Genomic DNA, 25,414 nt, shown 5'->3' with positions numbered 1-25,414 from the left:
CTCTCACGACCCCCTCGGGGCGACGCCTTCGGCGTCCGTCCCTGTTCCACCCGACGCAGAACGACCACCCTAGGATGGCGAGATGTCTTACTTGATCACGGGCGGTGCCGGCTACATCGGCGCCCACGTCGTACGGGCCATGACGCAGGCGGGCGAGCGGGTCGTGGTGCTCGACGACCTCTCCACGGGCGTGGCCGCCCGGGTTCCCGAGGGCGTCCCGCTGGTGGAGGGCTCCACCCTGGACCGCGCGCTGCTGGACCGGACGATCTCCGAGCACGGTGTCACCGGCGTCGTGCACCTGGCCGCGAAGAAGCAGGTCGCCGAGTCCGTCGAGATGCCGCTGCACTACTACCGCGAGAACGTGCACGGCCTGCAGACGCTGCTGGAGGCCATGGCGGCGGGCGGCGTCGGCCGGTTCGTCTTCTCGTCCTCCGCGGCCGTCTACGGCATGCCGGACGTGGACCTGGTCACCGAGGACACCCCCTGCGCGCCGATCAACCCGTACGGCGAGACCAAGCTGGTCGGCGAGTGGATGGCGCGCGCCGCGGGCAAGGCGCACGGCATCAACACCGCGTGCCTGCGCTACTTCAACGTGGCCGGCACCGCGGCCCCCGAGCTGGCCGACATCGGCGTCTTCAACATCGTGCCGATGGTCTTCGAGAAGCTCACCGAGGGCGCGGCGCCGCGGATCTTCGGCGACGACTACCCGACCCCGGACGGCACCTGCATCCGCGACTACATCCACGTCGCGGACCTCGCGGACGCCCACCTGGCCGCCGCCCGCAAGCTGGCCGAGCCCGGCCCGGTGCGCGACATCACGCTGAATATCGGCCGCGGCGAGGGCGTCTCCGTCAAGGAGATGATCGACCTGATCAACGAGATCACCGGTCACCCGGACGCCACCCCCGAGGTCACCCCGCGCCGCGCCGGCGACCCGGCCCGGGTGGTCGCGGCCGCCGACCGTATCGCCGACGAGCTGGGCTGGAAGGCCCGCTACAACGTGCGCGACATGATCACCTCAGCCTGGCAGGGCTGGCAGCACCACCGCCCCGGCGCCTGATCCGCGAACGCTCCCCGCACGCCCCCGGTCCCGCCGGGGGCGTGCGGCGTTTCAGGCGCGGTCGTCGTCCTCGGCCGGCGGCGGGTCCGGCTCCCCCTCGGTGTCCGCCCGTACGACCTCGGTCAGCTCCTCCACCGCGCCCCTTCGCAGGCACTGCGCGCGCAGCCGCAGCCGGGGCGGCAGGGCGGCCAGCACGCGGTCGGTGAGGTAGGCGTCGACCAGGGGGCGGGCGGCCTCCGCCATGGCGCGGCGGCCCGCGGCGTCGCGGGCGAGGTAGGGCTCGGCGAACTGGGCGAGGATCTCGCCGTGGAAGTGGCGGACCATGAGCGTGTCGCGGTCCGGGCCCGGCGGCACCAGGTCCGCGACCTCGGCGAGCACGGTGCCGATGTAGCCGAGGTGCTCGACCCAGTCGAGGTCCTGGCGGCTGGCGTTGCTGTCGTCGTCGCGGCCCTGGAGGTAGTAGCAGTCGTAGTCGCCCAGGACCGAGACGGTCTCCGCGCCGAGCAGGGCCCGGATGCCGAAGGGCAGGTCCTCGGCCCGCAGGCGCCCCTCCACGAAGCGCAGCCCGCGCTCCTGGACGTAGGAGCGGCGGAAGAGCTTGTAGGCGGCCAGCGTCCAGTAGACGGGCGAGTCGAAGGGCGTGACGCGCGGACTGGTGGTGCGCAGGTCGACGGGCGCGCCGCGCCCGCCCGCGCCGACTATGCGCCCGTAGACGATGTCCGAGCCGTAGGTGTCGGCCAGCGCGGTGAGCCGTTCCAGCGCCTCGGTGCCGAGGTGGTCGTCGGAGTCGAGGAAGAAGAGGTAGCGGCCGCGGGCGCGGTCCATGCCGACGTTGCGGGGGCGGCCGGGGCCGCCGGAGGGCGGCTGGTGGAGCACCGTCAGGTTGGGGTGCGTACGGGCCGCCTCGTCCAGCCAGGCGCCGCTGCCGTCGTCGGAGCCGTCGTCCACGGCGATCACCTCGACCGCGTCCGGGCCGAGGCTCTGGCCGAAGACGGAACCCAGGCAGCGCTCCAGGTAGCGGCGGGTGTTGTGCACCGGCACGACGACCGAGACGGCCGGGCCGGTCCCCTGGCCGTCGGAGGCGGGCGGACGGTCTGCTGCCACGTGTGCCTCTTCCGTCGTGCGGTGCGGACCGGCCCCGCGCGCGGGCGGGGCCGGTCCGGCGGGCCTCAGCGCTCCAGCAGGGCGAAGAGGTCCTCCCAGCGCTTGACGATGCGGTCGGTGGAGTACCGCTGTACGTTCTCCCGCGCCGCCGTACCGAACCGGTCGCGCAGCTCCTTGTCGGAGATCAGCGCGTCGATGTGCCGGGCCAGTTCGGCGGTGTTGCCGACCACGGCCAGCAGGCCGTCCTCGCCGTCCCGGACGATCTCGTGGACGCCGGGCGCGCAGTCGAACGCCGCGCACGGCACGCCGCTGGCCATCGCCTCCATGAGCGAGAGCGGGAAGCCCTCGGCCCGGGAGGCCTGCGCGAAGACGGAGGCGCCGCGCAGCGCGCCCGCCACGTCGTCGGTGCGGCCCATGAACCGCACGGAGTCCGTGAGCCCCAGCGTGTCGGCCTGCTTCTTCAGGATGTCCTCGTCCTCGCCGGAGCCGTAGATCTTCAGCGTCCAGTCGGGGTGGGCCGGCGCGACCGCGGCCCAGGTGTCGAGGAGCAGGTCGACGCCCTTCTCGTCGGAGAGCCGGCCGATGCTGGCGACGACCTTGGCGGTGCGGTCGGAGGGCACCTCGGGCGTCACCGGCAGCGGGTTGGGCATGAAGTCCGCGTTGTCCATGCCCTGCCGGATCCACAGGTCGGCGTCCTCGCGGGTGAGGGCGAGCAGCCGGTCCACGCCCTTGTAGTACCTCTTGACCCGGTTGAAGCGCGAGGACTTGCGGCACGCGTCGAAGGACTCGTGGGTCATGCCGACCACCGGCAGCCCCGCGGTGTCCGCGAGCGCCACCCACTCCATGGCCCACACCTGGGTGACGATGACGATGCCGCCCGGCCGCGCGGCCCGGAACAGCGCGCTGAGCTTGGCGGCCTGCTCCTCCATCCCGGCCTGGCGGGCGGCCCGGCGGCGCTGCTCGGCGATGTTCAGGCGCCCCTTGATGCCGCGGGCGGCCGGTACGGCCTTGGGCGGGTGCACGTCGTACAGGGTCGTCGTCTCGTACGGCAGGTCGGCGCCGAGGTCGGCGCGCAGGTCCGCCGGGGCCGGTACGACACCGATGACGTGCACGCGGTGGCCGCGCTCGGCGAAGAGCCGGGCCATCTGGTGGGACCAGGTGGTCACCCCGCCCATCTCGTCGACGTTGTTGGAGACGAAGAAGATGTCACGCCCGGTCATCGGGCCTCCCCCTTCACGGAAGCGCCGCTCGGCGCGGAGCCGGTGATGACGGTGGGGCCGGGCAGGGCGCCGCCCCGCACCGGGCCGCGGTCCGCGCCGCCCGTGGGCGCGCCGCCGAAGAACCGCTCGACGATCGCGCGGGCCGCGTCGCCCCGGTCGTACTCGCCGAACTCGGCGGTGAAGCGGCGCCGGGCCTCGCGGTGCCCGTCGTCCGCCGCCTTCAGGCCCTCGATCGCCTCGAACAGTTCCTCGGCCGAGCCCAGCACCGGGCCCGGTGCCTTCTCCTTGAGGTCGAAGTAGGTGCCGCGGGCCTCGTTGGCGTACTCGTCGTAGTCGTACGCGAAGAACAGCATCGGCCGGTCGAGCAGGGCGTAGTCGAACATCACGGAGGAGTAGTCCGTGATCATGCAGTCGGCCAGCTGGAGCAGCGGGGTGATGTCGTGGTGCCCGGTGACGTCGATGACCTTGCCGCGTACGGACGGCGGCAGCACCACGTTGTTCAGGTAGTGCGAGCGCATCAGCAGGACGAAGCGGTCGCCGAAGCGCTCGGCGAACTCGTCCACGTCGAAGGGCAATTCGAAGCCGCGGACCGAGCCGTTGGGGTTGGCGCGGAACGTCGGCGCGTACAGCAGCACGGTCTTGTCGGCGCCGATGCCCAGCTCCTCGGCGAGCGGGCCGCGCTCGCGCACGCCGCTCGTCTCCTCGGCGACCCGCGTGGCGACCAGCGCGTCGTTGCGCGGGTAGCCGCTGCGCAGCAGCACCTCGTCGCGCAGGTGGAAGGCGCGCGCCAGGGTCCGTACGTCGTGCTCGGAGCGGACCAGGAAGTGGTCGAAGCGGTCCAGGATCTTCTGGAACTCCTCCTTGGCGGCCCGGGTCTTGAGCTTCATGCGCGGCTCGTCGAAGCCCATGCGCTTGAGCGCGGAGCCGTGCCAGGTCTGGATGTAGGTGGTCTCCGGGCGCTTGTTCAGGCGCAGCGGGAAGCCCTGGTTGTCGATCCAGAACTCGGCCTGGGCGAGGGCGCGCAGGTAGGGCCAGCTCCAGCGCTTGACGAGGGTGGCGTCCGTGGGGAAGCCGTCCGGCTTCTTGCCGTCGTAGGCCCACACCGCCTCGAAGTCGACGCCCTGGCGGCGCATCTCCTCGTAGATGGCGCGGGGGCTGTCGCTGTACTGCTTGCCGAGGTGGCTCTCGAAGACGACGAGCCCCTTGCGGACGGGCAGCTTGCTGAACACCTCGTGGTAGACGCGCAGTTTGGTCTCACCGGAGTTCAGGTCGCGCTTGGCCTTGCGGGCCTTGCGCACACCGTTCTTGGCGAGGTCGGCGGCGGGGCTGCGCAGCGCCTGCCGCAGCATCTCGTTGGTGCGCCTGGACATCTTGCCCTGGGCGTCCAGGACGAAGGTGAGGTGGCCGCGCTTGGAGGTGGCGGGCTCGACGCGGTCGGAGACCAGCCGGGTGAGGCGGGGGCGGACCCGCAGCGCGTGGGCGCGGTCCAGGTCGACACCGCCGACGGTCAGCCGGGTGCGGGTGGTGGTGCCGTCCACGTCCAGGATCAGCCGGACGTCCCAGACGGCGTCGATGAGGCCCAGCGGGCGCAGCCTGCGGGCCAGGTCCAGTTCGGCGTCCCAGTACAGGCCGTCGTCCGCGATGCGCAGCGAGGCCAGCGGGAAGGAGAACGTCTGGAGGCTCTTGCGGCGGGCCTTGAGCTCCAGCCGGCCGCGCAGCGGGGTGCCGGGGGTGACCTTGCCCAGCGGGTTGACGACCGTGCCGGCCAGCCTGACGGTGCCGCGTCCGTCGTCCTCGTAGGAGGTGAGCTGGTTGCGCAGGAAGAGCTGGCCGACGGTACGGGTGTGGTAGCCGGCGTCGGTGACGTCCAGGACCCGGCGGCCCTCGGGGTCGTCGAGGTGTTCGGCGCACCAGTAGACGCGGCCGTCGCGCTCGGCGAGCGGGGAGGAGAGCTTGTCGCGGTTGATGAGGGTGTCCACCGCGGGCATCAGGTTGTGCCAGTCCTCCTTGGCCAGGAGGTAGGCGCAGATGGCCTGGATGGGCTGGACCCGCTCGTACGCCTCCGGGGAGATGCCGGCGAGGTAGCCGTTGGCCATCGCCGCGAACTCACGGCGGTAGTCCTCGTCCAGCAGCGGAAGATCACGCAGATGCAGCACGAGGTCGTGCTTGAGGAACTTGACGTCCTTGTGGAACTTCAGCTCGGCCAGGCCCTCGCGCTCCAGCAGCTCGTCCACCCGGCGGTGGATCTCCATGCGGTGCGCGAAGTTGGCGATCTCGTGGCGCCGGTTGCTGATCGACTTCGTGGCCGCCTTCTCGAAGACGTTCCAGAAGTAGACGTGGTTGGGGATCAGCGTGATGCGCTTGGCGGCCACGTACGCCTGGGCCGAGAACAGCAGGTCCTCGTAGTGGATGCCGACCGGGAAGACCAGCCCGGCCTCCAGCAGGAACTCGCGCCGGTAGCACTTGTTGGTCGAGAGCGTGTCGAAGACCAGCAGGTCGGGCAGCTCGGAGATGGACTCGATGGTGCGGGTGCGGGAGTACAGCCAGGGGTACCACTCGGTCTGCTTCTGGTTGCGCGAGTCGACGTTGACCCGTACGCACATACCGGAGACCAGGTCGGCGCCGGTGCGCTCGGCCGCCTCCAGCATGTTGCGGCAGGCGTTCGGCTCCAGGACGTCGTCGCTGTCCAGGAACATCACGTACGAGCCGGCCGCGTGCTGGACGCCGTGGTTGCGGGGCGCGCCGCAGCCGCCGCTGTTCTCCGGCAGCCGGAGCGCGCGCACCCGGTCCGGGTGGGCGGCGGCGAGCTGCTGCGCCACCTCGAAGGATCTGTCCGTGCTGCAGTCGTCGACGATCAGAACTTCGACTCCGTGGAGCGTCTGGTCCAGTACGGACCGGACGGCCGTCGGTAGCCGGTCGGCGTCGTTGTAGACGATCACGACTACGGAGACGTCAGGCACGGGCACCCCAATCCTCTTTTCATAGCGCTGCGGGTCCCCAAAACTACCTTGGCCCGCGACCGGCCCGGCACGCCGTCGACCGGTGTACGAGCGCACGTTCGCCGCCGCACCTTGCTCTTGTCAAACCGCATTATTGCGGACATTTGGGCTTACCGTAGGACTCTCGGCCCGGGGACGATCACGCGTATCGGGAACCGGGTTACGACATTTCCGTCATAGTTAACTCATCGCCTGAAAGCGGCATCTACTCGTTCATGACGCAGCTGAGCAGGGAAGCGCGGCGCCCCGTGAAAGTGACCATCAAAACGCTGACCGCGCCCGCGGAACGCCTCGCCGCGCCACGGTTCGCGCCGCTTTTCTCGGCATTGCTGGCCATGGGCGCCTATTGCCTCGGTATGACGATGCTCGGCAGCTATCCGTTCGGTACCCGCTCCCGTGCCGTCAATGACCTCGGAAACCAGTTCGTCCCCTTCCACGTCCACCTGTGGGACCTGATGCACGGCACCACCACCGGCGACCTGGCGTTCAACTGGAACAGCGGCTACGGCGTCCCCTTCCTCGCCGATTTCCTCACCTATCTGATGAATCCGTTCTCCTGGCTCGTCGGGCTGTTTCCGCGCGAGCTGGCCGAGCTGCCGGTCTTCCTCGTCACGCTGGGCTGCATCGGACTCGGAACGGCCCTGATGACCGTCTTCCTCGGACGGCTGCACCCCGGCTCGGCCTGGCTGCGCGCGCTGCTCGCGGTGGGATACGGCACCTGCGCCTGGGTGGTGAGCGACGGCACCGCCGACCCCATGTGGATGTGGGGCCTGGTCTCGCTGCCGCTGACCGGCATCGCCGCCGACTGGTGCCTGCGCCGGCGCCGCTGGCCGTCCGGCGTCCTGCTGGTCGGCGCGTCCTGGGCCGGGAACTTCTACACCGCGGCGATGGCCACCCTCGCCATGGCGCTGGTACTGGCCGTACGCCTGCTGCTCGCCACCGACCTGCCCGCACGGCACCGGCTGCGCGCCCTGGCCCGGGCCGCCACCATGGCGCTGACCGGCGTCCTCCTGGCGGCGCCCGTCATCACCGTCACGCTCCGGGCCAGCAAGGCGTCCCGGCCCGCCCCGGAGGCCGTCTACCGGGGCCGCCCGCCGACGCTGGACGTCCTCGCGGAACTGCTGCCCGGCGGACGCGGCTCGGTGCCCGCGCCGCACCTGTTCATCGGGATGCTGGGCCTGCTGCTGGTGGCGGCCTTCCCGTTCGTCCGCGCCGTCCCGGTACGCGTCCGCGTCGCCTGGTACGCACTGGCCGCCTGCGTCGCCGTCTCCTTCGTGTGGAAGCCGACGCTGCTGCTCTGGCACGGGCTGGCGGTCCCCAACGGAAGCCCGTACCGCGCCTCCTTCGTGCTCAGCGCGCTGCTCGTGATCATCTCCTGGCTGGCGCTGGCACACCGGCCACGCCCGCGCGAGCTGGCGGCCGGGGCGGTGCTGGTGGCCCTGCTCGCCGTGCTGTGCCACGGACGCAGCGCGGTCGGCCCGGCCACCTGGATTCTGGTGGTGGGGTGCGGGGCGGTGGTGTTGGGGGCGTTGGTGGTGATGGGGCGGGGGTGGGGTGTAGGGGGTGCGGGGTCCGTAGGGGGCGTGGGGTCCACCGGGGGCCAGGGGGTGCGGGTCGCTGTCGCTGCCGTGCTGACCTGCGCGGTCTTCCTCGGTTCGGCGTACGCGGCGTTCTCCGTGACGGCCGCCCGGGACAAGATCGGATGGTGGGGGCCGAAGATCACGCTGAACGAGCAGGCCCTCGCCGCGCACCGGGGCATCCGGCAGCGCGCGGACTGGCCGCGCTCCCGCACCGACCCCGGACCGCACGAATTCGCCAACAACGACCCGCTGCTGCTGGGCGGCGAGGGCGGCGCGTACTACAGCAGCTACCTGCCGGAGCACACCGCGCGCACGCTGCGCGAGATGGGCGGCGGCTGGTACATCCAGGGCCGCCACACGCGCAGCCTGGAGGACCCCGTGAGCCGCGCGGTCATGGGCGTGAGCAGTTTCCAGACAGGTCCGCAGGCCGGTCCTGTCGACGTGGGGCGGGCCGCCGCCGCACCGCTGCTGACCGTACGGCCCGACGTCCAGGCGGACGACCTCGACCAGCGACGACGCGGGGCCGCCGCTCGGGGCATCGCCGTGCGCGACGATCCGCGGGTCGGCGGCGGCACGGTCTTCGCCCGCCAGGAACGACTGCTGGGCGCGCATGTGTACGAGGTACCGACGCTGCGCCTTACGGGGGACGGGGGCGGTGGTACGGGGGGCGGTCCGGCGGCGGGAGGGCATTCGGTGTCCGGGCCGGGCGGGTACGGGCCGGGCGGGTTCGGGCCGGGCGGTTCGGGGCCGGAAGGTTCCGGTCCAGCCGGTTCGGGTCCGGTTGGCCCGAATTCGATTAGTCCGAATGTGATTGGTTCGGGTCCTGGCGGTTCCGGTCCTGGCGGTTCCGGTCCAGTCGCCTGGTCCGTGCGGCCGGTGCCGCGTCTGGCGGACGGTGAGTGGCGGCTGCCGGCGACCCGCCGGGGCGGCGCCGCCGTCTTCACGGTCCGGTGCGCTCCCGGTTCGGACGTCTTCTGGTACGCGCCCTGGTATCACGGCAAGGTACGGGCGGCCGGGCACACCTCCCCCGGGTTCGGCATCCGGGAGACGACCGCGAACCCGATCCGGGGGCTGGGCAGGATGCCCGCCGACGGGCGGCTGACGGTCGCCTTCAGCAACCCGAAGGCCCAGCGCGTCCCGGAACACCCGCTCGGCTGCCTGTCCCCGAAGAAGCTCGACGCCGCGGTGGCGAAGCTGCGCGCCCAGGCTCCGGTGCGGCTCTCGGCGAGCGGGCACGGTATGACCGCCGAGCTGCCCGCGCACAGCACCGGTACGGCCGTCCTGGCCGTACCGGCCGTCACCGGATGGAGCTGCCGGGTGGACGGCGGCGCGGCCCGCGCCCCCCACACGTTCGGCGGCCTGATCGCCGTACCGCTGGGATCCGGTGCCTCGCGGCTGGACTGCTCCTACCGCCCGCCGGGGCTGCTCCCGGGCCTGGCGGCGAGCGGTGGTGCCGTGCTGGCGCTGATCGCCGCGGCCGTCACGTACGGCGTACGGGGGCGTCGAGGCCGGGACCGGCGCCAAGACCGGGACCGGGACCGGAGCCGAAGCCAGAGCCGGTACGGGAACTGGGACCGGGCGCCGCAATGGGGCCGGGACTGAGCGTGCCACCGGGCCGGGTGGTCTGCCCCCGCCCGATCGCCCAAATCGTGACATTTCATCTCATTAGTAGAATTGCTGCTTGGGGCGTGGTGGTCTCACCACGCCGCGCTCCGCCCCGGCGAAAGGGCCCCTTATGAAGCTCTCGGTCGTCGTCCCCTGTTACAACGAAGAGGAAGTCATCGGCCGCTTCGACGAGGAGATCCGCCAGGTGCTCGGAGGACTCGCCGTCGAGTACGAGCTGTGCTACGTGGACGACGGCAGTACGGACGGCACGCTGCACCGGATACGCACCCTCGCCCAGCGCTACCGCCCGACCACCCGCTACCTCTCCTTCAGCCGGAACTTCGGCAAGGAGTCCGCCATGCTCGCGGGCCTGAAGGAGGCCACCGGCGACGCCGTCATCCTCATGGACGCCGACCTCCAGCACCCGCCCCGGCTGATAGAGAAGATGCTCGACCTCTACCAGCTCGGCCACGACCAGGTGATCGCCAAGCGCAGCCGGGACGGCGACACGCCGCTGCGCAGCGCGTGCAGCCGGCTGTACTACCGGGCGATCAACAAGTGGGTGGACGTGGAACTGACCGACGGCGTCGGCGACTTCCGGCTGCTGTCGCGCACCGCCGTGGACGCGCTGGTCTCGCTGCCCGAGTACAACCGCTTCTCCAAGGGGCTGTTCTCCTGGATAGGGTTCGACACCGTCACCTTCGACTACCGCAACGCCCGCCGCGAGGGCGGCGAGACCAAGTGGCGCTTCGGCTCCCTGGTCAACTACGGCATCGACGGCATGATCTCCTTCAACAGCCGCCCGCTGCGGGTGGCGATCTACACGGGCCTGAGCCTGGCCGCGCTGGCCGCCGCGTACGCCCTGTGGATCATCGGCGCGGCGGTCGTCGGCGGCATCACCGCGCCCGGCTATGTCACCCTCGTGGCGATCATCGTGGGCCTGGGCGGCCTCCAGATGGTGATGCTCGGCCTGATCGGCGAGTACATCGGCCGCATCTACTACGAGACGAAGCGGCGCCCGCACTTCCTGGTCAAGGAGACCAACGGGACGACGCCCGCGCACACCCCGACGGCCCGGGTCGCCGGCCGGGCACGCCGGTGAGGCGTCCCCCGCACGGGCCGGGAAGCCGCGCCCGGTTCACCGCGTACCTTCCCCGGACGGCCCGGCTGCTGCGCTTCGCCGCCGTCGGCGGCGTCAACACCCTCACGTTCTACGGCTGCTACCTGGCCCTGCACCCCTGGCTGCCGTACTTCGCCGCCTACACGATCGCGTTCGTCCTCAGCATGGTGGGCTCGTTCTTCCTGAACACCTACTTCACCTACCGCACCCGGCCCAGCTGGAAGAAGTTCCTGCTCTTCCCGCTGACCCAGGTCACCAACTACGTGGTGCAGAGCGCGGGCCTGGTGGTGCTGGTGAACTGGTGCGGCCTGGGCACCCGTATCGCGCCGCTGCTCGCGGCGGTGCTGGCCATCCCGTTCACCTATCTGGTCTCCACGCGCATCCTGGTGCCGGGACGGGCGGTTCCGGCACCCGTCGGGGGTACGGAAGCCGGCCGTACGGGGGACGAGTGCCGTACGGAGGACGAGTGCCGTACGGGAGACGAGCGCCATACGGGTGATGACGGCCGTACAGGTGATGGCGGCCGTACGGGGGGCGACGACCGTACGGGTGTTGACGGCCGTACGGGGGACGCCTCCGGCCGGACCGGCGGGGACGGCGGCCGTACGGGTGACGGGACTCAGCCGGTGCGGTCCGGCGGGGCGGCCTGACCCCGCCTCGGCCGCTGGACCGTCCACTCCTGGAAGGGCCCGTCCGCCCCGGCGTCCCGCTGCCGCACCGCGTGCAGCCGCGCGTCGTTGCCGAGGACGGCCAGGACGACGCGCCCGTCCGGGTCCTGTCCGACGGCCGCCGCCCCCGAGTGCGGCACCTTCCCGGTCCGCCAGCGCCCCGGCCCGTCCTGGTCCGCGTCGGCGAGCGCGTACCGCAGCAGGCCCGCGCCGTCCCGGGCCGCGAGCACGACCGTCCGCGCGGGCCTGCCGACGGCCGCCGCGGCCACCCGCCCGTACCCGCCGACCGGCTCGTACCGGGCCACGAGCCGCCAGGACGCGGACCCCTGCCGCTCGGCGAGCAGCACCCCCGCGGTGCCGCTCTGCCGGTAGGCCAGGCGCACCGCGCCGTCACCCAGCGGGAGCAGGCTCAGCGGCCCGGCGGGTTCGGGCAGGCCGGTGCCCCCGGTGGGCTCCGGCAGTTCGCCCGGCTCCTTGGAGACCCAGTGGTGCACCTCCTTGGCGCCCGGCGCCGCGACGTGCACCAGCCCCTCGGAGTCCACGCACGCGTCCAGCCCGTCGACGACGCCCGGCACCCGGCCCGCCGGGCCGCCGGAGCCCGTCGGCGGTGCCAGCCGCCGCCACAGGGACCAGTCCGTGCCGCGCGCGCCGCTGCGGTAGCCGATGCCGCCCTGCCAGTCGCGGGCGAAGACGTGCACCGTGCCCTCCTGGTCGACGGCGGCGGCCGGGAAGCCCGTCTCCAGTGATCTGACCGGCGCGGCGTCCGGGACGCCCAGCGACTCCCACGCGCCGAAGGTCGGCACGCCGTCGCGGGCGGTGCCGTTCTGGCGGGCGGTCAGCAGCTCACGCCGGTGCGCCTGATTGCGGGCGGGCAGGACCGTACGGGAAACGAAGAGCTGGAGGGCGCCGCCGGGGTGGCTCACGGCGTGCACCTGGCCCTGGAACATCCGGCCGCCGAGCAGGTGCGGGCCGCTGAACGTGCCGTTGCCCGGCGCGGTCTCCGCCCAGCACACCGCGGCGCCGTCCAGGACGGCGAAGGCCGCGAGCCGGCCGTCCTTCAGGGGCCGCAGCCAGCTGTTCGAGCCGGGGGCGCGCAGCCAGGTGCTGCGGGTCCAGTTGCGGGACCAGCCGTCCAGCGCCGAACCGCCCACCTTGCGGTCGCCGCAGCCCGCCCGGTCGCCGCAGTCACGGCCGTCGGCCCAGCCGTAGACGGACAGCAGCCGGCCCTTGCGCCGGGCGGTCGGCGGGTCGAGGTTGTTGGGCAGCGCGTCCGTCTCGTAGCCGAGGTAGCTCTCCACGACGGTGGGGCGGTTGTGCTCGCGCCCCCAGTAGCCCGCGAGCGCCGCCTGCGCGAAGTACGCCGAGGCCGTGTGGTCCTGATGGTCGTGGTAGAGGAGCCCGCGCAGCCTGGGGTCGTCGGTGCGCGGCACCGGGTTCGGGGCGTGCGCCGGGGTCGGGCCGTGCGCCGGGTCCGGGCCGTGCGCCGGGTCCGGGCCGTGCACCGGGTCCGGGTCGTGCACCGCGTTCGGATCGAGGGTGCGGACCACGGTCGGCCGGACCCGTTCCAGCAGCGCGACCAGCGACTCGACGACCTGTTCGCGGGTGTACTCGAACGTGCGCTGTACGGGGGTGTCCGCGGGGCGCAGCGTGGACAACGTGCCGGTGGCGCCCAGCCACAGGCCGCGCAGGCTGTGCGCGCGGGGTTCGGAGACGGTCCGCGCCTCGACCAGCTCCATGAAGAAGAGCTGGTTGTGCGGCGCCGCCCGCAGGGTCTGCACCTCGACCTGGAAGCCGGGCAACAGCGAGATGGCCTCCACGTCCCAGGGGCTGAGCGGATCGCCGGTGGCCATCACCGCGTGCGCGGCCCGCAAGCCGTTGGTACGGGCCCGCGCGAACGCGGCGCGGTCGCGCGGCGGCAGCCGGTCCCCGCGCCCGTGCTCGGCGGTGTTCCGGCCGTCCGACTCACCACCGGTCAGACACACCGTCACCGAGCGGGCGCCGCTGCGCACCGACTGCTCCAGGGCCGGGTTCATGAAGTACAGGGAGTCGTCGGCGTGCGCGATGACGTGCAAAAACGCCTGCTCCGCCCCGGACGCGGCAGCCTCCCGCTCCAGCGCCGGCGCGGCGACCTGGGACAGCGGCGCACGCGGCCCGAGCCAGGCCCACACCCCGGCCCCGGCCGTCACGGCGGCCGCTCCCCCACCGGCCACCTGAAGCAGACGCCGACGGGACATACGGGGCGAATGCGTCGGCACAGCGCTGCTCCTCCATGGCGCCCGACAGCGCCCAAGCCCAATACCTACCAGATCCGCTCACAACAGGATGAACCACCTCCCTGGCGCATTCCCTCAGTATTCGGTCACGGCGCGAGGGGCGCATTCGGGTGCGGAGGGGCGTGGAGGCGATGGGTTGCGGAGAGGCGCGAGGCGATCGACCGCAGAGGGGCGTGGGGTGATCGGTCCGGGAGGAGCGCCGGGCGATCGGCCCCGGAGGGGCGTGGGGACGATGGGTTGCGGGCGGGGGCCTCGGAGTGGGGCGCTTGGGCGCGCGGAGGTGGGCGCTCGGGTGCGGGGGCCGGACCGGCCCCTCCTCACGCCTCCAGGGCCGACGCCACCGCGAGGGCCAGTTCGTCCAGGTACCCCTTCGGCGGCTCGTCGCGTACGACCAGCAGGCGCCAGTACAGCGGGCCGGTCATCAGGTCCAGCGCCAGGCGCGCGTCGACGCCGGGCCGCAGCTCACCGCGCTCCGCCGCGCGTTCCACCATCGCCGCCGCGACGCCCTGCTGACCGTCGAGCAGGGCGGTCCGCAGCGCTTCGGCGATCTCCGGGCTGCGCGCCGCCTCGGCCAGCAGGTCCGGGATGATCTGCGCCGCCATCGGATGCCGCAGCGCGCGGGCCGCGACCTCCAGCAGCATGCGGACGTCGCCGCGCAGCGACCCGGTGTCCGGTGACGGCAGCCCCTCGGCGGCCACCGCCGAGACCACGTCCAGCACCAGGTGCAGCTTGGAACGCCACCGCCGGTAGACGGCGGTCTTGCCGACGCCGGCCCGCCGGGCGATGCCCTCGATGGACATCCGCGCGAAACCCACCGCCGCCAGTTCCTCGAAGACCGCGGCGCGGATCGCCTCGGTCTTCTCCTCGCGTAGTACGGCGGCCCCGGCCGGCACCCGCCGCCCGCCCGTCGCACCCGGCGCCCTGGTCACTTCACTGCCGTCCTTTGCCATGCCTTGATCCTAGCGTCGCGACGCAACGGTTGCGTTTCGACGTGGGGCGGACGTAGGCTCGGCAGCGTTACGACGATACGGGACCGTTCTATCGTTAAGGCCGGACGGAGCGCGTCACGACGATACGGTCCCGTTCCAGCCCCCAGGCCGGGCGACGCACGTAGCGACGCAACGGCCCCGTTCCACCCTCAGGACCAGGCGGCACACGTAACGACGTAACGGGCCCGTTCCGTCGCTGACGCCCCCGCCCCTCCCCGGAAGCGACCGCCATGCCCCGAACCCTCGCCCCACCGGACCGACCCGCGACGACACCCTCCGCCGTCCCGGCCGCCGTCCCGCCCGACCCCCACCTGCGTGCCCTGGCCGAGCGGCACGGGCTGACCGTCAGCGGCGCGCGGCCGCCACTGCGGGAGTACACCCGCCGCCTGTGGGCGCGCCGGCACTTCATCGCGGCCTTCGCCACGGCCCGGCTGACCGCCACATACACCACGGCGCGCCTGGGTCAGCTCTGGCAGGTGGTGACCCCGCTGCTCAACGCGGGCGTCTACTACTTGATCTTCGGCGTGCTGCTGCACACCAGCCGCGGCATCCCGAACTTCATCCCGTTCCTGTGCACCGGGATCTTCGTCTTCACCTTCACCCAGTCCACGGTCCTGGCCGGCACCCGTGCCGTCTCCGGCAGCCTCGGCCTGGTCCGGGCCCTGCACTTCCCGCGGGCCGCGCTGCCGATCGCGTACACCCTCGTGCAGCTCCAGCAGCTCCTGTTCTCCATGGGGGTGCTGGCGGCCATCGTGCTCATCTGCGGCGTGCCGCTGACGTGGCACTGGCTGCTGATGATTCCCGCGCTGCTGCTCCAGTCGGTCTTCAACGCCGGGCTCGCCCTGGTCATGGCCCGGATCGGCGCGAAGACCACGGACACCGCGCAGCTGATGCCGTTCGTGCTGCGCACCTGGATGTACGTCTCGGGCGTCTTCTACAACCTCTCCGCGTTCACCGGCAGCGCACCACACATCGTCTCGACCGTCCTGAACTGCAATCCCGCCCTGATCTACATCGACTTGATGCGTTACGCCCTGATCGACACGGTGCGCGCGCACGACCTGCCGCCGCATGTGTGGCCGCTGGCCCTGGGCTGGGCCCTGTTGGCGGGCGTCGCCGGATACGTCTTCTTCTGGAAGGCCGAGGAGGAGTACGGCCGTGGCTGAGACCACCGTGGAACACCCGTCCGCCCCCGCATCCGTACCCGTACCCGCGACCTCACCCGCACTCCCACCCGAGTACGGCACCCCCGCCGACGACCGGACCCCCACCGTCATCTGCGACAACGTCCACATCGTCTACAAGGTGCACGGCGGTGGCAGCGGCAAGGGCAGCGCCACCGCCGCCCTGCAACGCCTCGTCCGCCACAGGCCCGCCACCGGAGTGCGCGAGGTGCACGCCGTCAAAGGCGTCACCTTCGTCGCCCACAAGGGGGAGGCGATCGGCCTGATCGGTTCCAACGGGTCCGGGAAGTCCACACTGCTGCGCGCCGTGGCCGGGCTGCTCCCGCCCGCCGCCGGCCGTGTCTACACCCATGGCCAGCCGTCCCTGCTGGGCGTCAACGCCGCCCTGATGAACGATCTGACCGGCGAGCGCAACATCGTCCTCGGCGGGCTCGCCATGGGCATGTCCCGCCAGGAGGTCCGTGACCGTTGCCCGGACATCGTCGAGTTCTCCGGCATCAACGAGAAGGGCGATTTCGTCTCGCTGCCGATGCGTACGTACTCCTCCGGGATGGCGGCCCGGCTGCGCTTCTCCATCGCCGCGGCCAAGAGCCATGACGTTCTGATGATCGACGAGGCGCTGGCGACGGGCGACCGGGCCTTCCAGAAGCGCTCCGAGGCCCGTATCCGCGAACTCCGCGCGGAAGCCGGCACGGTCTTCCTGGTCAGCCACAACAACACGGCGATCCGCGACACCTGCGACCGGGTGCTGTGGCTGGAGAAGGGCGAACTGGTCATGGACGGCCCGACGGACGAGGTCGTCACGGCGTACGAGAAGTCCACCAGGTAGAGCGGCGGGTGCGCCCACCGCCCGGCACCGCGACCACCGCCCGGCAGCGCGCCCGGCGCCGACGGCGCGCCGCGCACACCGGGCACAGCACCTGGCGAAACGACGGCGGCGCGGCCCGGAAGAACCGGGCCGCGCCGCCGTCACGGCATGGTGCGCGTCAGCTGTGCGTGCGCAGCAGCGTCCGCATCGTCCGCATGGCGACCGAGAGGTTCGCCAGGTCGAAGCCCTCCGACCCGTGGATCTCCTCCAGCGTCGTGCGGGCGCGCCCGAGGATCGCCGCGTTCTTCTCCTCCCAGGCCTTGAACCGCTCCTCCGGCGTGGCGGAGTCGCCGCCGAACGACAGGACGTCGCTGGTCAGCGCCGCGTGCGCGGCGAACAGGTCCTCGCGGATGGAGGCGCGGGCCATCGACTGCCAGCGGTCGTTGCGCGGCAGCTCCAGGATGCGGTCCAGGAGCTGGTTGATGCGCAGCCGGTCACCGAGGTCGTAGTAGACCTCGGCGACGGCCAGCGGGTCCTTGCCCGTACGGTCGGCGATGGCCACGATGTCCAGCGCCGGGAAGGCCGAGGAGAACCCGGCGACCCGGGTGGCCAGGCCCATCGGCACGCCGGCCTCGGTCAGTTCGTCCAGGATGCGCTGGTGCCACTCCAGGTCGCCGCCGCGCAGCAGCTTCGGCAGCTCGGCCCAGACGCCGGCCACCCGGTCCGCGAAGAAGTCGATGGTCTCGGACAGTTCCAGCGGCTGCGGGCGGTTGTTGAGGAGCCAGCGGGTGCCGCGCTCCACCAGCCGCCGCGAGTGCAGCCGGATGCGGGTCTGCACGTCGGCGGCGACGGTGTTGTCCAGCGCCTCGACGTCGTCCCAGACCTTCCCGAGCCCGAAGATCGCGCGGGCCGCGGTGTGCGCCCGTACGACCTCTTCGAGCGAGGCGCCGGTCTCCTCCCGCATGCGGTGCAGGAAGCTCGTACCGCCGGAGTTGACGGTGTCGTTGACCAGCACCGTCGTGACGATCTCGCGGCGCAGCGCGTGCGCGTCGACCTGCTCGGCGAACTTCTCGCGCAGCGCGCTGGGGAAGTAGGCGTGCAGCAGGTGCTGGAGGTACGGGTCGTCCGGCAGCCCGGTCTGGATCAGCGCGTCGGATACCGTGATCTTCGTGTACGCGAGGAGCACGGCGGTCTCGGGCTGGGTCAGGCCGCGCCCGGCGTTCAGCCGCTCCTTGATTTGCTGGTTGCTGGGCAGGAACTCCAGCGCCCGGTCCAGGTGCCCGTCGCGCTCCAGGCGGCGGATGAAGCGCGCCTGGGCGGGGAGCATGCTGGCGCACTGGGCCTGGGCGAGCGCGAGCGCGGTGTTCTGCGCGTAGTTGTTGCGCAGCACCAGCGCGCCGACCTCGTCGGTCATCTCGGCCAGCAGCTTGTTGCGCTGCTTGACCGTCAGGTCGCCGTCGGCGACGACCGAGTTGAGCAGGATCTTGATGTTCACCTCGTGGTCGGAGGTGTCCACACCGGCGCTGTTGTCGATCGCGTCGGTATTGATCTTGCCGCCGTTGCGGTCGAACTCGATCCGGCCGAGCTGGGTCAGGCCCAGGTTGCCGCCCTCGCCGACGACCTTGACCCGCAGGTCCTCGCCGTTGACGCGGATCGCGTCGTTGGACTTGTCGCCCACGTCCGCGTGCGACTCGGCCGACGACTTCACGTACGTGCCGATGCCGCCGTTCCACAGCAGGTCCACCGGCGCCTGGAGGATGGCGCGCATCAGGTCGGCCGGGGTCATCTTCTTGACGCCCGCGTCGAGGCCGAGGGCGGCCCGTACCTGCGCGTTGATCGGGATGGACTTGGCGGTACGGGGGTGGACGCCGCCGCCCTGCGACAGCAGCTTGGTGTCGTAGTCCGCCCACGAGGAGCGCGGCAGCTCGAACAGGCGGCGGCGCTCGGCGTACGAGGTGGCCGCGTCCGGGTTCGGGTCCAGGAAGATGTGCCGGTGGTCGAACGCGGCGACCAGCCGGATGTGCTCGCTGAGCAGCATGCCGTTGCCGAACACGTCACCGGACATGTCGCCGACGCCCACGACGGTGAAGTCCTCGGTCTGGGTGTTGACGCCCAGCTCGCGGAAGTGCCGCTTGACCGACTCCCAGGCGCCGCGGGCGGTGATGCCCATGCCCTTGTGGTCGTAGCCGGCGCTGCCGCCGGACGCGAACGCGTCGCCGAGCCAGAAGCCGTACGACTCGGCCACCTCGTTGGCGATGTCGGAGAACGTCGCGGTGCCCTTGTCGGCCGCGACGACGAGGTACGTGTCGTCCTCGTCGTGCCGTACGACGTCCGCCGGGTGCACGACCTCGCCGCCGACCAGGTTGTCGGTGATGTCCAGCAGACCGGAGATGAACGTCTTGTAGCAGGCGATGCCCTCGGCCAGCCACGCGTCGCGGTCCACCGACGGGTCCGGCAGCCGCTTGCCGACGAAGCCGCCCTTGGCGCCCACCGGCACGATGACGGTGTTCTTGACCATCTGCGCCTTGACCAGGCCGAGCACCTCCGTACGGAAGTCCTCCCGCCGGTCCGACCAGCGCAGACCACCGCGCGCGACCTTGCCGAAGCGCAGGTGGACGCCCTCGACGCGCGGCGAGTACACCCAGATCTCGTACGCCGGGCGCGGCGCCGGCAGGTCCGGGATGGCCTGCGGGTCGAGCTTCATCGACAGGTAGGCGTGCGGCTGCCCGTCGGCGTTCTTCTGGTAGTGGTTGGTGCGCAGGGTCGCCTTGATGACGGTGAGGAAGGAGCGCAGGATGCGGTCCTCGTCCAGGCTCGCGACCTGGTCCAGCGCGCCGTCCAGCTCTTCCAGCAGCCCGTCGATCAGCTCGGTGCCGGCCCGCTGCCGCTCCGGCGACATCCGCGCCTCGAAGAGGCTGACCAGCAGCCGGGTGGTGTGGACGTTGTTGGAGAGGGTGTCCTCCATGTACGTCTGGCTGAAGGTCGAACCGGCCTGCCGCAGGTACTTGGCGTACGCGCGCAGCACCATCGCCTGGCGCCAGTTCAGGCCGGCCCGCAGCACCAGCTTGTTGAAGTTGTCGCTCTCCGCCCGGCCGGTCCACACCGCCGTGAAGGTGTCCTGGAAGCGCTCGCGCGCGTCGTCGCCGTTCATCCGCTCGGGGATGCGCAGCCCGAAGTCGTAGATCCAGGCGGTGGTGCCGTCGGTGCAGCGCAGCTCGTGCGGGCGCTCGTCGACGACCTCGACGCCGAGACGGTTCAGCAGCGGCAGGACCTTGGACAGCGAGACCGGCTCACCGGTGCGGTAGATCTTGAAGCGGCGCTCGTCGGGGCCCGCGCCGACCGGCTCGTACAGGCTGACCTCGAAGTCGTTGCCGCCCTTCGCCGTCAGCTTCTCCAGGTGCTGGAGGTCGGCGACCGCGCTGCGCGGCGGGTTGTCGGCCTTGTAGCCCTCGGGGAAGGCGTGGTTGTAGCGGCGCAGCAGCTCGGCGGCCTTCTCCTCGCCGACCTCGGCGGTCAGCGCTTCCGCGAAGCCGTCGGCCCAGGACCGGGCGGCCTCGACCAGGCGCGCCTCGATGCGCTCGGCGTCCGCGTCGGTGAGGTCCGGCAGCGTCGCGCCGGGCTGCACCCGGACGACGAAGTGCAGCCGGGAGAGGATCGACTCGGTGTTCCAGGCGGTGAAGTCGACGCTGATGCCGCCCAGTTCCTCCTTGAGGATGTCGATCAGCCGCAGCCGTACGGCGGTCGTGTAGCGGTCGCGCGGCAGGTAGACCAGCGCCGAGTAGTAGCGCCCGTACTCGTCCTGGCGCAGGTACAGCCGCAGCCGGCGGCGCTCCTGGAGGTACAGGACGCTGGTGACGATGGACTGGAGCCGGTCGACGGGCGTCTGGAACAGCTCGTCGCGCGGGTAGGTCTCCAGGATCTGGAGGAGGTCGCGTCCGTCGTGGCTGTTCGGGGTGAAGCCGGCCGCGTCGAGGACCTCGGCGACCTTGCGGCGGATGACCGGCACACGGCGTACGGACTCGGTGTACGCGGCCGAGGAGAACAGGCCCAGGAACCGGCGCTCGCCGATGACGTTGCCGTCCGCGTCGAACTTCTTCACGCCCACGTAGTCGAGGTACGAGGGGCGGTGCACGGTGGAGCGGCTGTTGGCCTTGGTCAGGATCAGCAGCCGGTGCTCGCGGGCCTTGGCGCGCGCGTCCTTGGGGAGCCGGTTGAAGGACGGGGAGACGGGGTGGCCGTCGTCGCCCTCGCTGTGCGCGGGGTCGGAGCGCAGGATGCCCAGGCCGGTGCCGGCCACGGCGGTCAGCACGTCCTCCTCGTCGCCGGACTCGCCGGGGGCCGAGGTCAGCTCGTACTCGCGGTAGCCGAGGAACGTGAAGTGGTCGGCGGCCAGCCAGCGCAGCAGCTCGCGGGCCTCGTCGACCTCCTGGTCGCGCAGGTCGTCGGCGGTCGGCTCGGTGGGCAGCTCGTCGGCGATGCGCAGCGCGGCGTCGCGCATCTTCTCCCAGTCCTCGACGGCCTCGCGCACGTCGGACAGGACGCGCAGCAGATCCTTGGTGATCTGCTTCAGGTCGGCGCGGTCGGTCTCCCGGTCGATCTCGACGTGGATCCACGACTCGATCAGCGCGTCGTGCGGCAGGTCCTTGCCCTTGCCCTTGCCCGACTTGTCCTTGCCGGTCCGGCCGTGCAGGTCACACGTGTTGTCGAGGACCTCGATGAGCTTGCCGGTCACGTCGCGGCGGACGATGACCTGCGGGTGGATCACGACGTGGATGCCGCGGCCCTGACGCGACAGCTCGTTGGTGACCGAGTCGACGAGGAAGGGCATGTCGTCGGTGACGACCTCGACGACGGAGTGGCTGCACGTCCAGCCGTTCTCCTCGACCGTCGGGGTGTGCACCCGTACGTTCGCGGTGCCCTGGGGGCGGTTCTCGGCCAGTCGGTAGTGGGAGAGCGCGGCGCCGAAGACGTCCACCGGGTCACGGCCGGTGAGGTCCTCCGGCGCGGTGTGCAGGTAGTAGCGCTGGAGGTATCCCAGAAGGGTGTCCGGGTCGAGGCCCTGTACCGGTGCCTGTCCCCCGGCCGGGCTGCTTTCAGCGACCCGGGCGGCCCGCGCGAGCAGCTCGGTCTTGGCTTCGTCCAGCTTGGTCTGCATGTCCTCTGGCTCCTGTCGCGCGCCGTTGCGTGACGTCGTGGATGAGATCCGTGGAAGCTGCACAGCACCGGAGCGGCCGGTGAGGGTTCCCCCGCCACAGCGCGGGGAAGAGTCCGGTCGGAGACGACACTGTGCCGCGATGAGCGATGACCGGGCCGTGGGGCGCGGCTCCGCGGGGAGCCGGCGGGAGGCCGTGGTCGCAACGATCAGCGGTCGCCCGGCCGCCTTGCTGTTCCGGGCGCAGGGCGAGGGCCTCGATGCCCCCGCGAGTTATCGCGCTGATCACGATGCAAGGCTATCGCTCTCGGTACGGGTGCCGTCATGGTCCAGCTGTGTACAAAACCACTAGCCGAAATTTGACGATCCGGACAGCGACGCGACGCAGCGGCGCCACCCCTGGAATCCCACGGTATCCCGCGGGGGCTTGGCAAGCACGGCGATCCGGAGGACGTTGAGCGGGACACCGAGGAGCGGACGATCCGCGCGCGAATGTGATGAAGAGCACGTCCGCGCGGGCCACGCAACCCCAGCGGAGGTGGACGGCATGGCCGCCAAGATCCTGATCGTGACCGGCGACGCGGCGGAGTCCCTGGAGGTCCTCTACCCCTACCAGCGGCTGCGCGAGGAGGGCTACGACGTGCACATCGCCGCGCCCGCCCGCAAGACGCTGCGCATGGTCGTACACGACTTCGAACCCGGGTTCGACACCTACACCGAGAAGCCCGGCTACACCTGGCCCGCCGACCTTGCCTTCTCCGAGGTGGACCCGGGGCAGTACGCCGCCCTGGTGGTCCCCGGCGGGCGGGCGCCCGAATATCTGCGCAACGACCCCGAGCTGCGCAAACTGGTGAAGTCCTTCTTCGACGCGGACAAGCCGGTCGCCCAGATCTGCCACGGCCCGCTGCTGACCGCCGCCATCGGCGGCCTCAACGGGCGCCGCGTCACCGCCTACCCCGCCCTCGAAATGGACATGCAGGGCGCCGGCGCCACCTTCCGCGACGCCGAGGTCGTCGTCGACGGCACGCTGGTCTCCTCCCGCGCCTGGCCGGACCACTCCGGCTGGATGCGCGAGTTCATCGCGGTGCTGCGGTCGAAGGCGCCGGTTACGTAGGGGACGGGCGGGTTACGGGGCGGGGGTTGCGGGTCCGGGCCTGCGGGCGGAGCTTGCGGGTCGGGGGCCCGGGTCGGAGCTCGCAGGCCGGGGGCGGCGGGTCGGAGTTCGCAGGCAGAGGGCTGTGGGGCGGCGCCTGCGGATCGGTTCGCGCCACGGGCCCGGTCGGCGTGCGGCGTACGGCGTACGGCGTACGGCTACGCGGCGATCTCCGTGGCCGCCTCCACCGCCTCCGCGAGGGTGTCCACCACCGGAACCCCCGCGGCCGCCAGGCTCGCGCGGCTGTGCGAGCCGCCCGTGTAGAGCACCGCGTGCGCCCCGGCGTGGCGGGCCGCCACGGCGTCGTCGACCGCGTCGCCGATCACCACCGTGCGCGCCGGGTCTATTCGGCCCGTCCCGTCCGGCGCGGCGGGCCCGGCGGTCAGGGCCGCGAGGTGGCGCACCATGTGCTCGCTCTTGCTGCCGCCGGAGGGGCCCGTACGGCCGTCCACGCGCACGAAGCGCGACTCGATGCCGAAGCCCCGCACCAGCGGCATCAGCTCGTCGTGTCCGTACATGCTCAGGATCGACTGGCTGCGGCCCGCCCGCTGCCAGCTCTCCAGCAGCCGCTCCGCGCCCTCCGTGAGCCCGCAGGCGGGCCGGTGGGTGGCGTAGTGCCGGTGGAACGCCTCGTCCATGACCAGCCACTCGTCCTGCGTCGGCAGCCGGCCCAGGAGCCGCTCGTAGAACCGCGGGATCGGGACGCAGTACAGCTCCCGGTAGCGTTCGAGGGTGATCGGGGGCAGTCCGAGCTCGGCGAAGGCGGCGTTGGTCGCGCCCATCACCGCGTCGGTGTCGTGAAAGAGCGTGCCGTTCCAGTCCCAGACGATGTGCGTCACGTTCGTCCCCATGTCCAAGACCGTACCCGGGACCACCGACAGCCCAGTCATGAGCGGTGGTGCCACAGGCCTGAGGGCCCGCGAGCCCTCAGGCGATCAGACGGTCGGACGGTCGGACGGCCAGGCGGTCAGGCGATCAGGCGACCGGACGGTCAGGCGATCAGGCGGTCAGGCGATCAAGTTGGGGATCTCCTGCACGCCGAACCACATCAGCTCGTGGTCCTCCGCGCCGTCGACCGTGAACCGCGCGTCGTCGTCGCCGAGGTCGGCCGCGCCCAGCGCGTCGGCGGCCGCCGCGACGTCCTCGGCCGCGTCGTCGGAGTCCACGTGCACCGCGGCGGCCTTCGCCATCGGCACCGGTCCCGCGATCCGGACCTCGCCCAGCGCCGCCTGGTCCAGACCGCGGTCGGGGTCGGCGACGGCCGCTCCGTCCGGTACGTCCACGGCCACCACGACCCGGCGCCGCGGGGCCTCCGGGTCGGCCGCCAGCCGGCGCAGCGAGCCCTGCGCGGCCCGGTTGAGCGCCGCGTACTCCAGTTCCTCGATGTCGTCGGAGACGTACCACTCACGGAGCGCGGGGGTGACGGCGTAGGCGTCCAGCGGGCCGGGGCCCAACTCCCCGGCTTCGTGCGCCGCCGCGAGTCCGGGCAGGGTCAGGGGGACATACACGCGCATGGCTGCCGCTTCCGCTCACTTCGCCGGTCCTGGAAAAAACTGCCCGGCCAGCATACGGGCGCGCGTCCCCCGTCGTGCTCCGGCGCCGTCCGCCCCGGCGCCGCCCGGCACCGTGCGCGGGCCGGCCCGCGCCCCTAGCAGCACTGCCATCCCCCTGACGGGTGAATTCGCGGGCCTGTCCACGGCCCGGCCGCGGGCGGTTGCCGCTGCCGTCGCGCCGTCGGTAGAAGAACCCCCACCGAAGCTACTGCCCGGTATCCACCGGGCCGGCCGAACGGGGGCCCACCATGACCGTCACCACCCAGTCCGACGCCCGCACGCCCGCCCGCGTCCGCTCCTCCAGGGGCGCGTCGACGGCGGGGCCGGGCCGTCCCCGTAGCGGTCCGCCGGGACGCCGCGATTCCAGGCGCCCGGCCGGGCCGCGTACCGCGCCGGCCGCCGCGGGCAGGCGCCGGGCTTCCCCGCCCGCGCCGCACGAGTGGTTCGCCGAGCAGCTCCTGCTCACCCTCAGTGGCCGGCGTCCGGTGCACGCCCTGTTGGGCCATGCGCTGCCCGCCGCGTACGACCGCCTCGTCGAGCTGGCCCCGCAGGCGCCGCTGCGGCCCTCGGACTCCGGAGCGGGACGCCGCGCACCGGCCCCGGCGGTCCGGCACTGCGGCCTGTGCCGGCCGCGCCCGGACGTCATCGAGGCCTTCGCCCGCATCGCCTCCGGCGAGCGGCTGCGCGCCCTCGCCTTCCGGCTGGAGCGGGGCGGTGACGCCCGGTGGCGCTGCGCCGCCCTGGACATCGGCCCGTCGAGCCCGGTCTGGTGAGCCGGTCACCCCGTAGCCGTAAGGCACCTGCCTCGTAGGCGAAGACCGCCCGCCTCACAGGCGTAGACCGCCCGCCTCACAGGCGAAGGCCGCCCGCCTCACAGGCGCGGGCCACCGAAAAGGCCGGGGCGCCGTGGCTCGATGCCACGGCGCCCCGGCCTCACGCGCTCCGT

Annotated in this window: 15 protein-coding genes and 1 pseudogene; 8 read left to right on the top strand and 8 right to left on the bottom strand. The window is 72.1% G+C overall.

Annotated elements, in window-relative coordinates; genetic code table 11:
* Window positions 1-82: 82 nt before the first annotated feature.
* Entirely contained in the window at window positions 83-1,060 is a 978-nt protein-coding gene (galE, locus tag CP973_RS05925; RefSeq protein WP_150238200.1) for a UDP-glucose 4-epimerase GalE, read from the top strand.
* Window positions 1,061-1,111: 51 nt separating this feature from the next.
* On the opposite strand, the gene CP973_RS05920 is transcribed toward galE, so the two are convergent.
* From CP973_RS05920 to CP973_RS05910, 3 genes are all read right to left on the bottom strand, one after another.
* Entirely contained in the window at window positions 1,112-2,164 is a 1,053-nt protein-coding gene (locus CP973_RS05920; protein WP_150238198.1) for a glycosyltransferase family 2 protein, read from the bottom strand.
* Between the two features lie 65 nt (window positions 2,165-2,229).
* The gene (locus CP973_RS05915; RefSeq protein WP_150238196.1) at window positions 2,230-3,384 is read right to left on the bottom strand and encodes a glycosyltransferase family 4 protein; all 1,155 of its coding nucleotides are present in this window, start codon (window positions 3,382-3,384) and stop codon (window positions 2,230-2,232) included.
* Window positions 3,381-6,350, bottom strand: coding sequence for a bifunctional glycosyltransferase/CDP-glycerol:glycerophosphate glycerophosphotransferase (locus tag CP973_RS05910; protein WP_244409295.1), 2,970 nt, complete (start codon window positions 6,348-6,350; stop codon window positions 3,381-3,383). The genes CP973_RS05915 and CP973_RS05910 overlap by 4 nt, the downstream gene beginning before the upstream one ends.
* A 248-nt stretch (window positions 6,351-6,598) precedes the next feature.
* Between CP973_RS05910 and CP973_RS41345 the strand changes: the two genes are divergently transcribed.
* The 3 genes and pseudogenes from CP973_RS41345 to CP973_RS05895 all read left to right on the top strand — a co-directional run.
* Window positions 6,599-9,565, top strand: coding sequence for a YfhO family protein (locus CP973_RS41345; protein ID WP_280118997.1), 2,967 nt, complete (start codon window positions 6,599-6,601; stop codon window positions 9,563-9,565).
* A 133-nt stretch (window positions 9,566-9,698) separates the two neighbouring features.
* Window positions 9,699-10,670, top strand: a complete 972-nt coding sequence (locus tag CP973_RS05900) for a glycosyltransferase family 2 protein (protein ID WP_150238190.1) — start codon at window positions 9,699-9,701, stop codon at window positions 10,668-10,670.
* A 65-nt stretch (window positions 10,671-10,735) separates the two neighbouring features.
* Window positions 10,736-11,083 (top strand): annotated as a pseudogene (locus CP973_RS05895) (GtrA family protein); the annotation flags it as partial.
* A 224-nt stretch (window positions 11,084-11,307) separates the two neighbouring features.
* Here CP973_RS05895 and CP973_RS05890 read toward each other — a convergent pair.
* Both CP973_RS05890 and CP973_RS05885 read right to left on the bottom strand, forming a co-directional pair.
* A complete protein-coding gene (locus tag CP973_RS05890; protein ID WP_244409294.1) occupies window positions 11,308-13,590 on the bottom strand; it encodes a PIG-L family deacetylase in 2,283 nt (760 codons plus the stop codon).
* Window positions 13,591-13,946: 356 nt separating this feature from the next.
* Window positions 13,947-14,579, bottom strand: a complete 633-nt coding sequence (locus tag CP973_RS05885; RefSeq protein WP_150238187.1) for a TetR/AcrR family transcriptional regulator — start codon at window positions 14,577-14,579, stop codon at window positions 13,947-13,949.
* 269 nt (window positions 14,580-14,848) lie between these two features.
* Here CP973_RS05885 and CP973_RS05880 point away from each other — a divergent pair, with 269 nt between their 5' ends.
* Window positions 14,849-15,784, top strand: coding sequence for an ABC transporter permease (locus CP973_RS05880; protein ID WP_208853136.1), 936 nt, complete (start codon window positions 14,849-14,851; stop codon window positions 15,782-15,784).
* Window positions 15,777-16,631, top strand: coding sequence for an ABC transporter ATP-binding protein (locus tag CP973_RS05875; RefSeq protein WP_150238185.1), 855 nt, complete (start codon window positions 15,777-15,779; stop codon window positions 16,629-16,631). The genes CP973_RS05880 and CP973_RS05875 overlap by 8 nt, the downstream gene beginning before the upstream one ends.
* A gap of 157 nt (window positions 16,632-16,788) precedes the next feature.
* On the opposite strand, the gene CP973_RS05870 is transcribed toward CP973_RS05875, so the two are convergent.
* Window positions 16,789-21,765, bottom strand: a complete 4,977-nt coding sequence (locus CP973_RS05870) for an NAD-glutamate dehydrogenase (RefSeq protein WP_150238183.1) — start codon at window positions 21,763-21,765, stop codon at window positions 16,789-16,791.
* 544 nt (window positions 21,766-22,309) lie between these two features.
* Here CP973_RS05870 and CP973_RS05865 point away from each other — a divergent pair.
* Window positions 22,310-22,876: a DJ-1/PfpI family protein gene (locus CP973_RS05865; protein ID WP_150238181.1), complete on the top strand. Its 567-nt coding sequence runs from the start codon at window positions 22,310-22,312 to the stop codon at window positions 22,874-22,876.
* A 197-nt stretch (window positions 22,877-23,073) separates the two neighbouring features.
* Here CP973_RS05865 and CP973_RS05860 read toward each other — a convergent pair whose 3' ends face one another.
* Window positions 23,074-23,766, bottom strand: a complete 693-nt coding sequence (locus CP973_RS05860) for an HAD family hydrolase (protein ID WP_150238179.1) — start codon at window positions 23,764-23,766, stop codon at window positions 23,074-23,076.
* A 156-nt stretch (window positions 23,767-23,922) separates the two neighbouring features.
* Window positions 23,923-24,429, bottom strand: coding sequence for a DUF6912 family protein (locus tag CP973_RS05855; protein WP_150238177.1), 507 nt, complete (start codon window positions 24,427-24,429; stop codon window positions 23,923-23,925).
* 287 nt (window positions 24,430-24,716) lie between these two features.
* Here CP973_RS05855 and CP973_RS05850 point away from each other — a divergent pair, with 287 nt between their 5' ends.
* Window positions 24,717-25,241 (top strand): Rv3235 family protein, encoded by a 525-nt coding sequence (locus CP973_RS05850; RefSeq protein ID WP_150238175.1) that lies wholly within the window; start codon window positions 24,717-24,719, stop codon window positions 25,239-25,241.
* The last annotated feature ends 173 nt before the right edge of the window (window positions 25,242-25,414 follow it).

The sequence above is a fragment of the Streptomyces albofaciens JCM 4342 genome (assembly GCF_008634025.1).
Classification (GTDB): Bacteria; Actinomycetota; Actinomycetes; order Streptomycetales; family Streptomycetaceae; genus Streptomyces; species Streptomyces albofaciens.
This window is presented reverse-complemented; position numbering and strand designations above follow the sequence as displayed.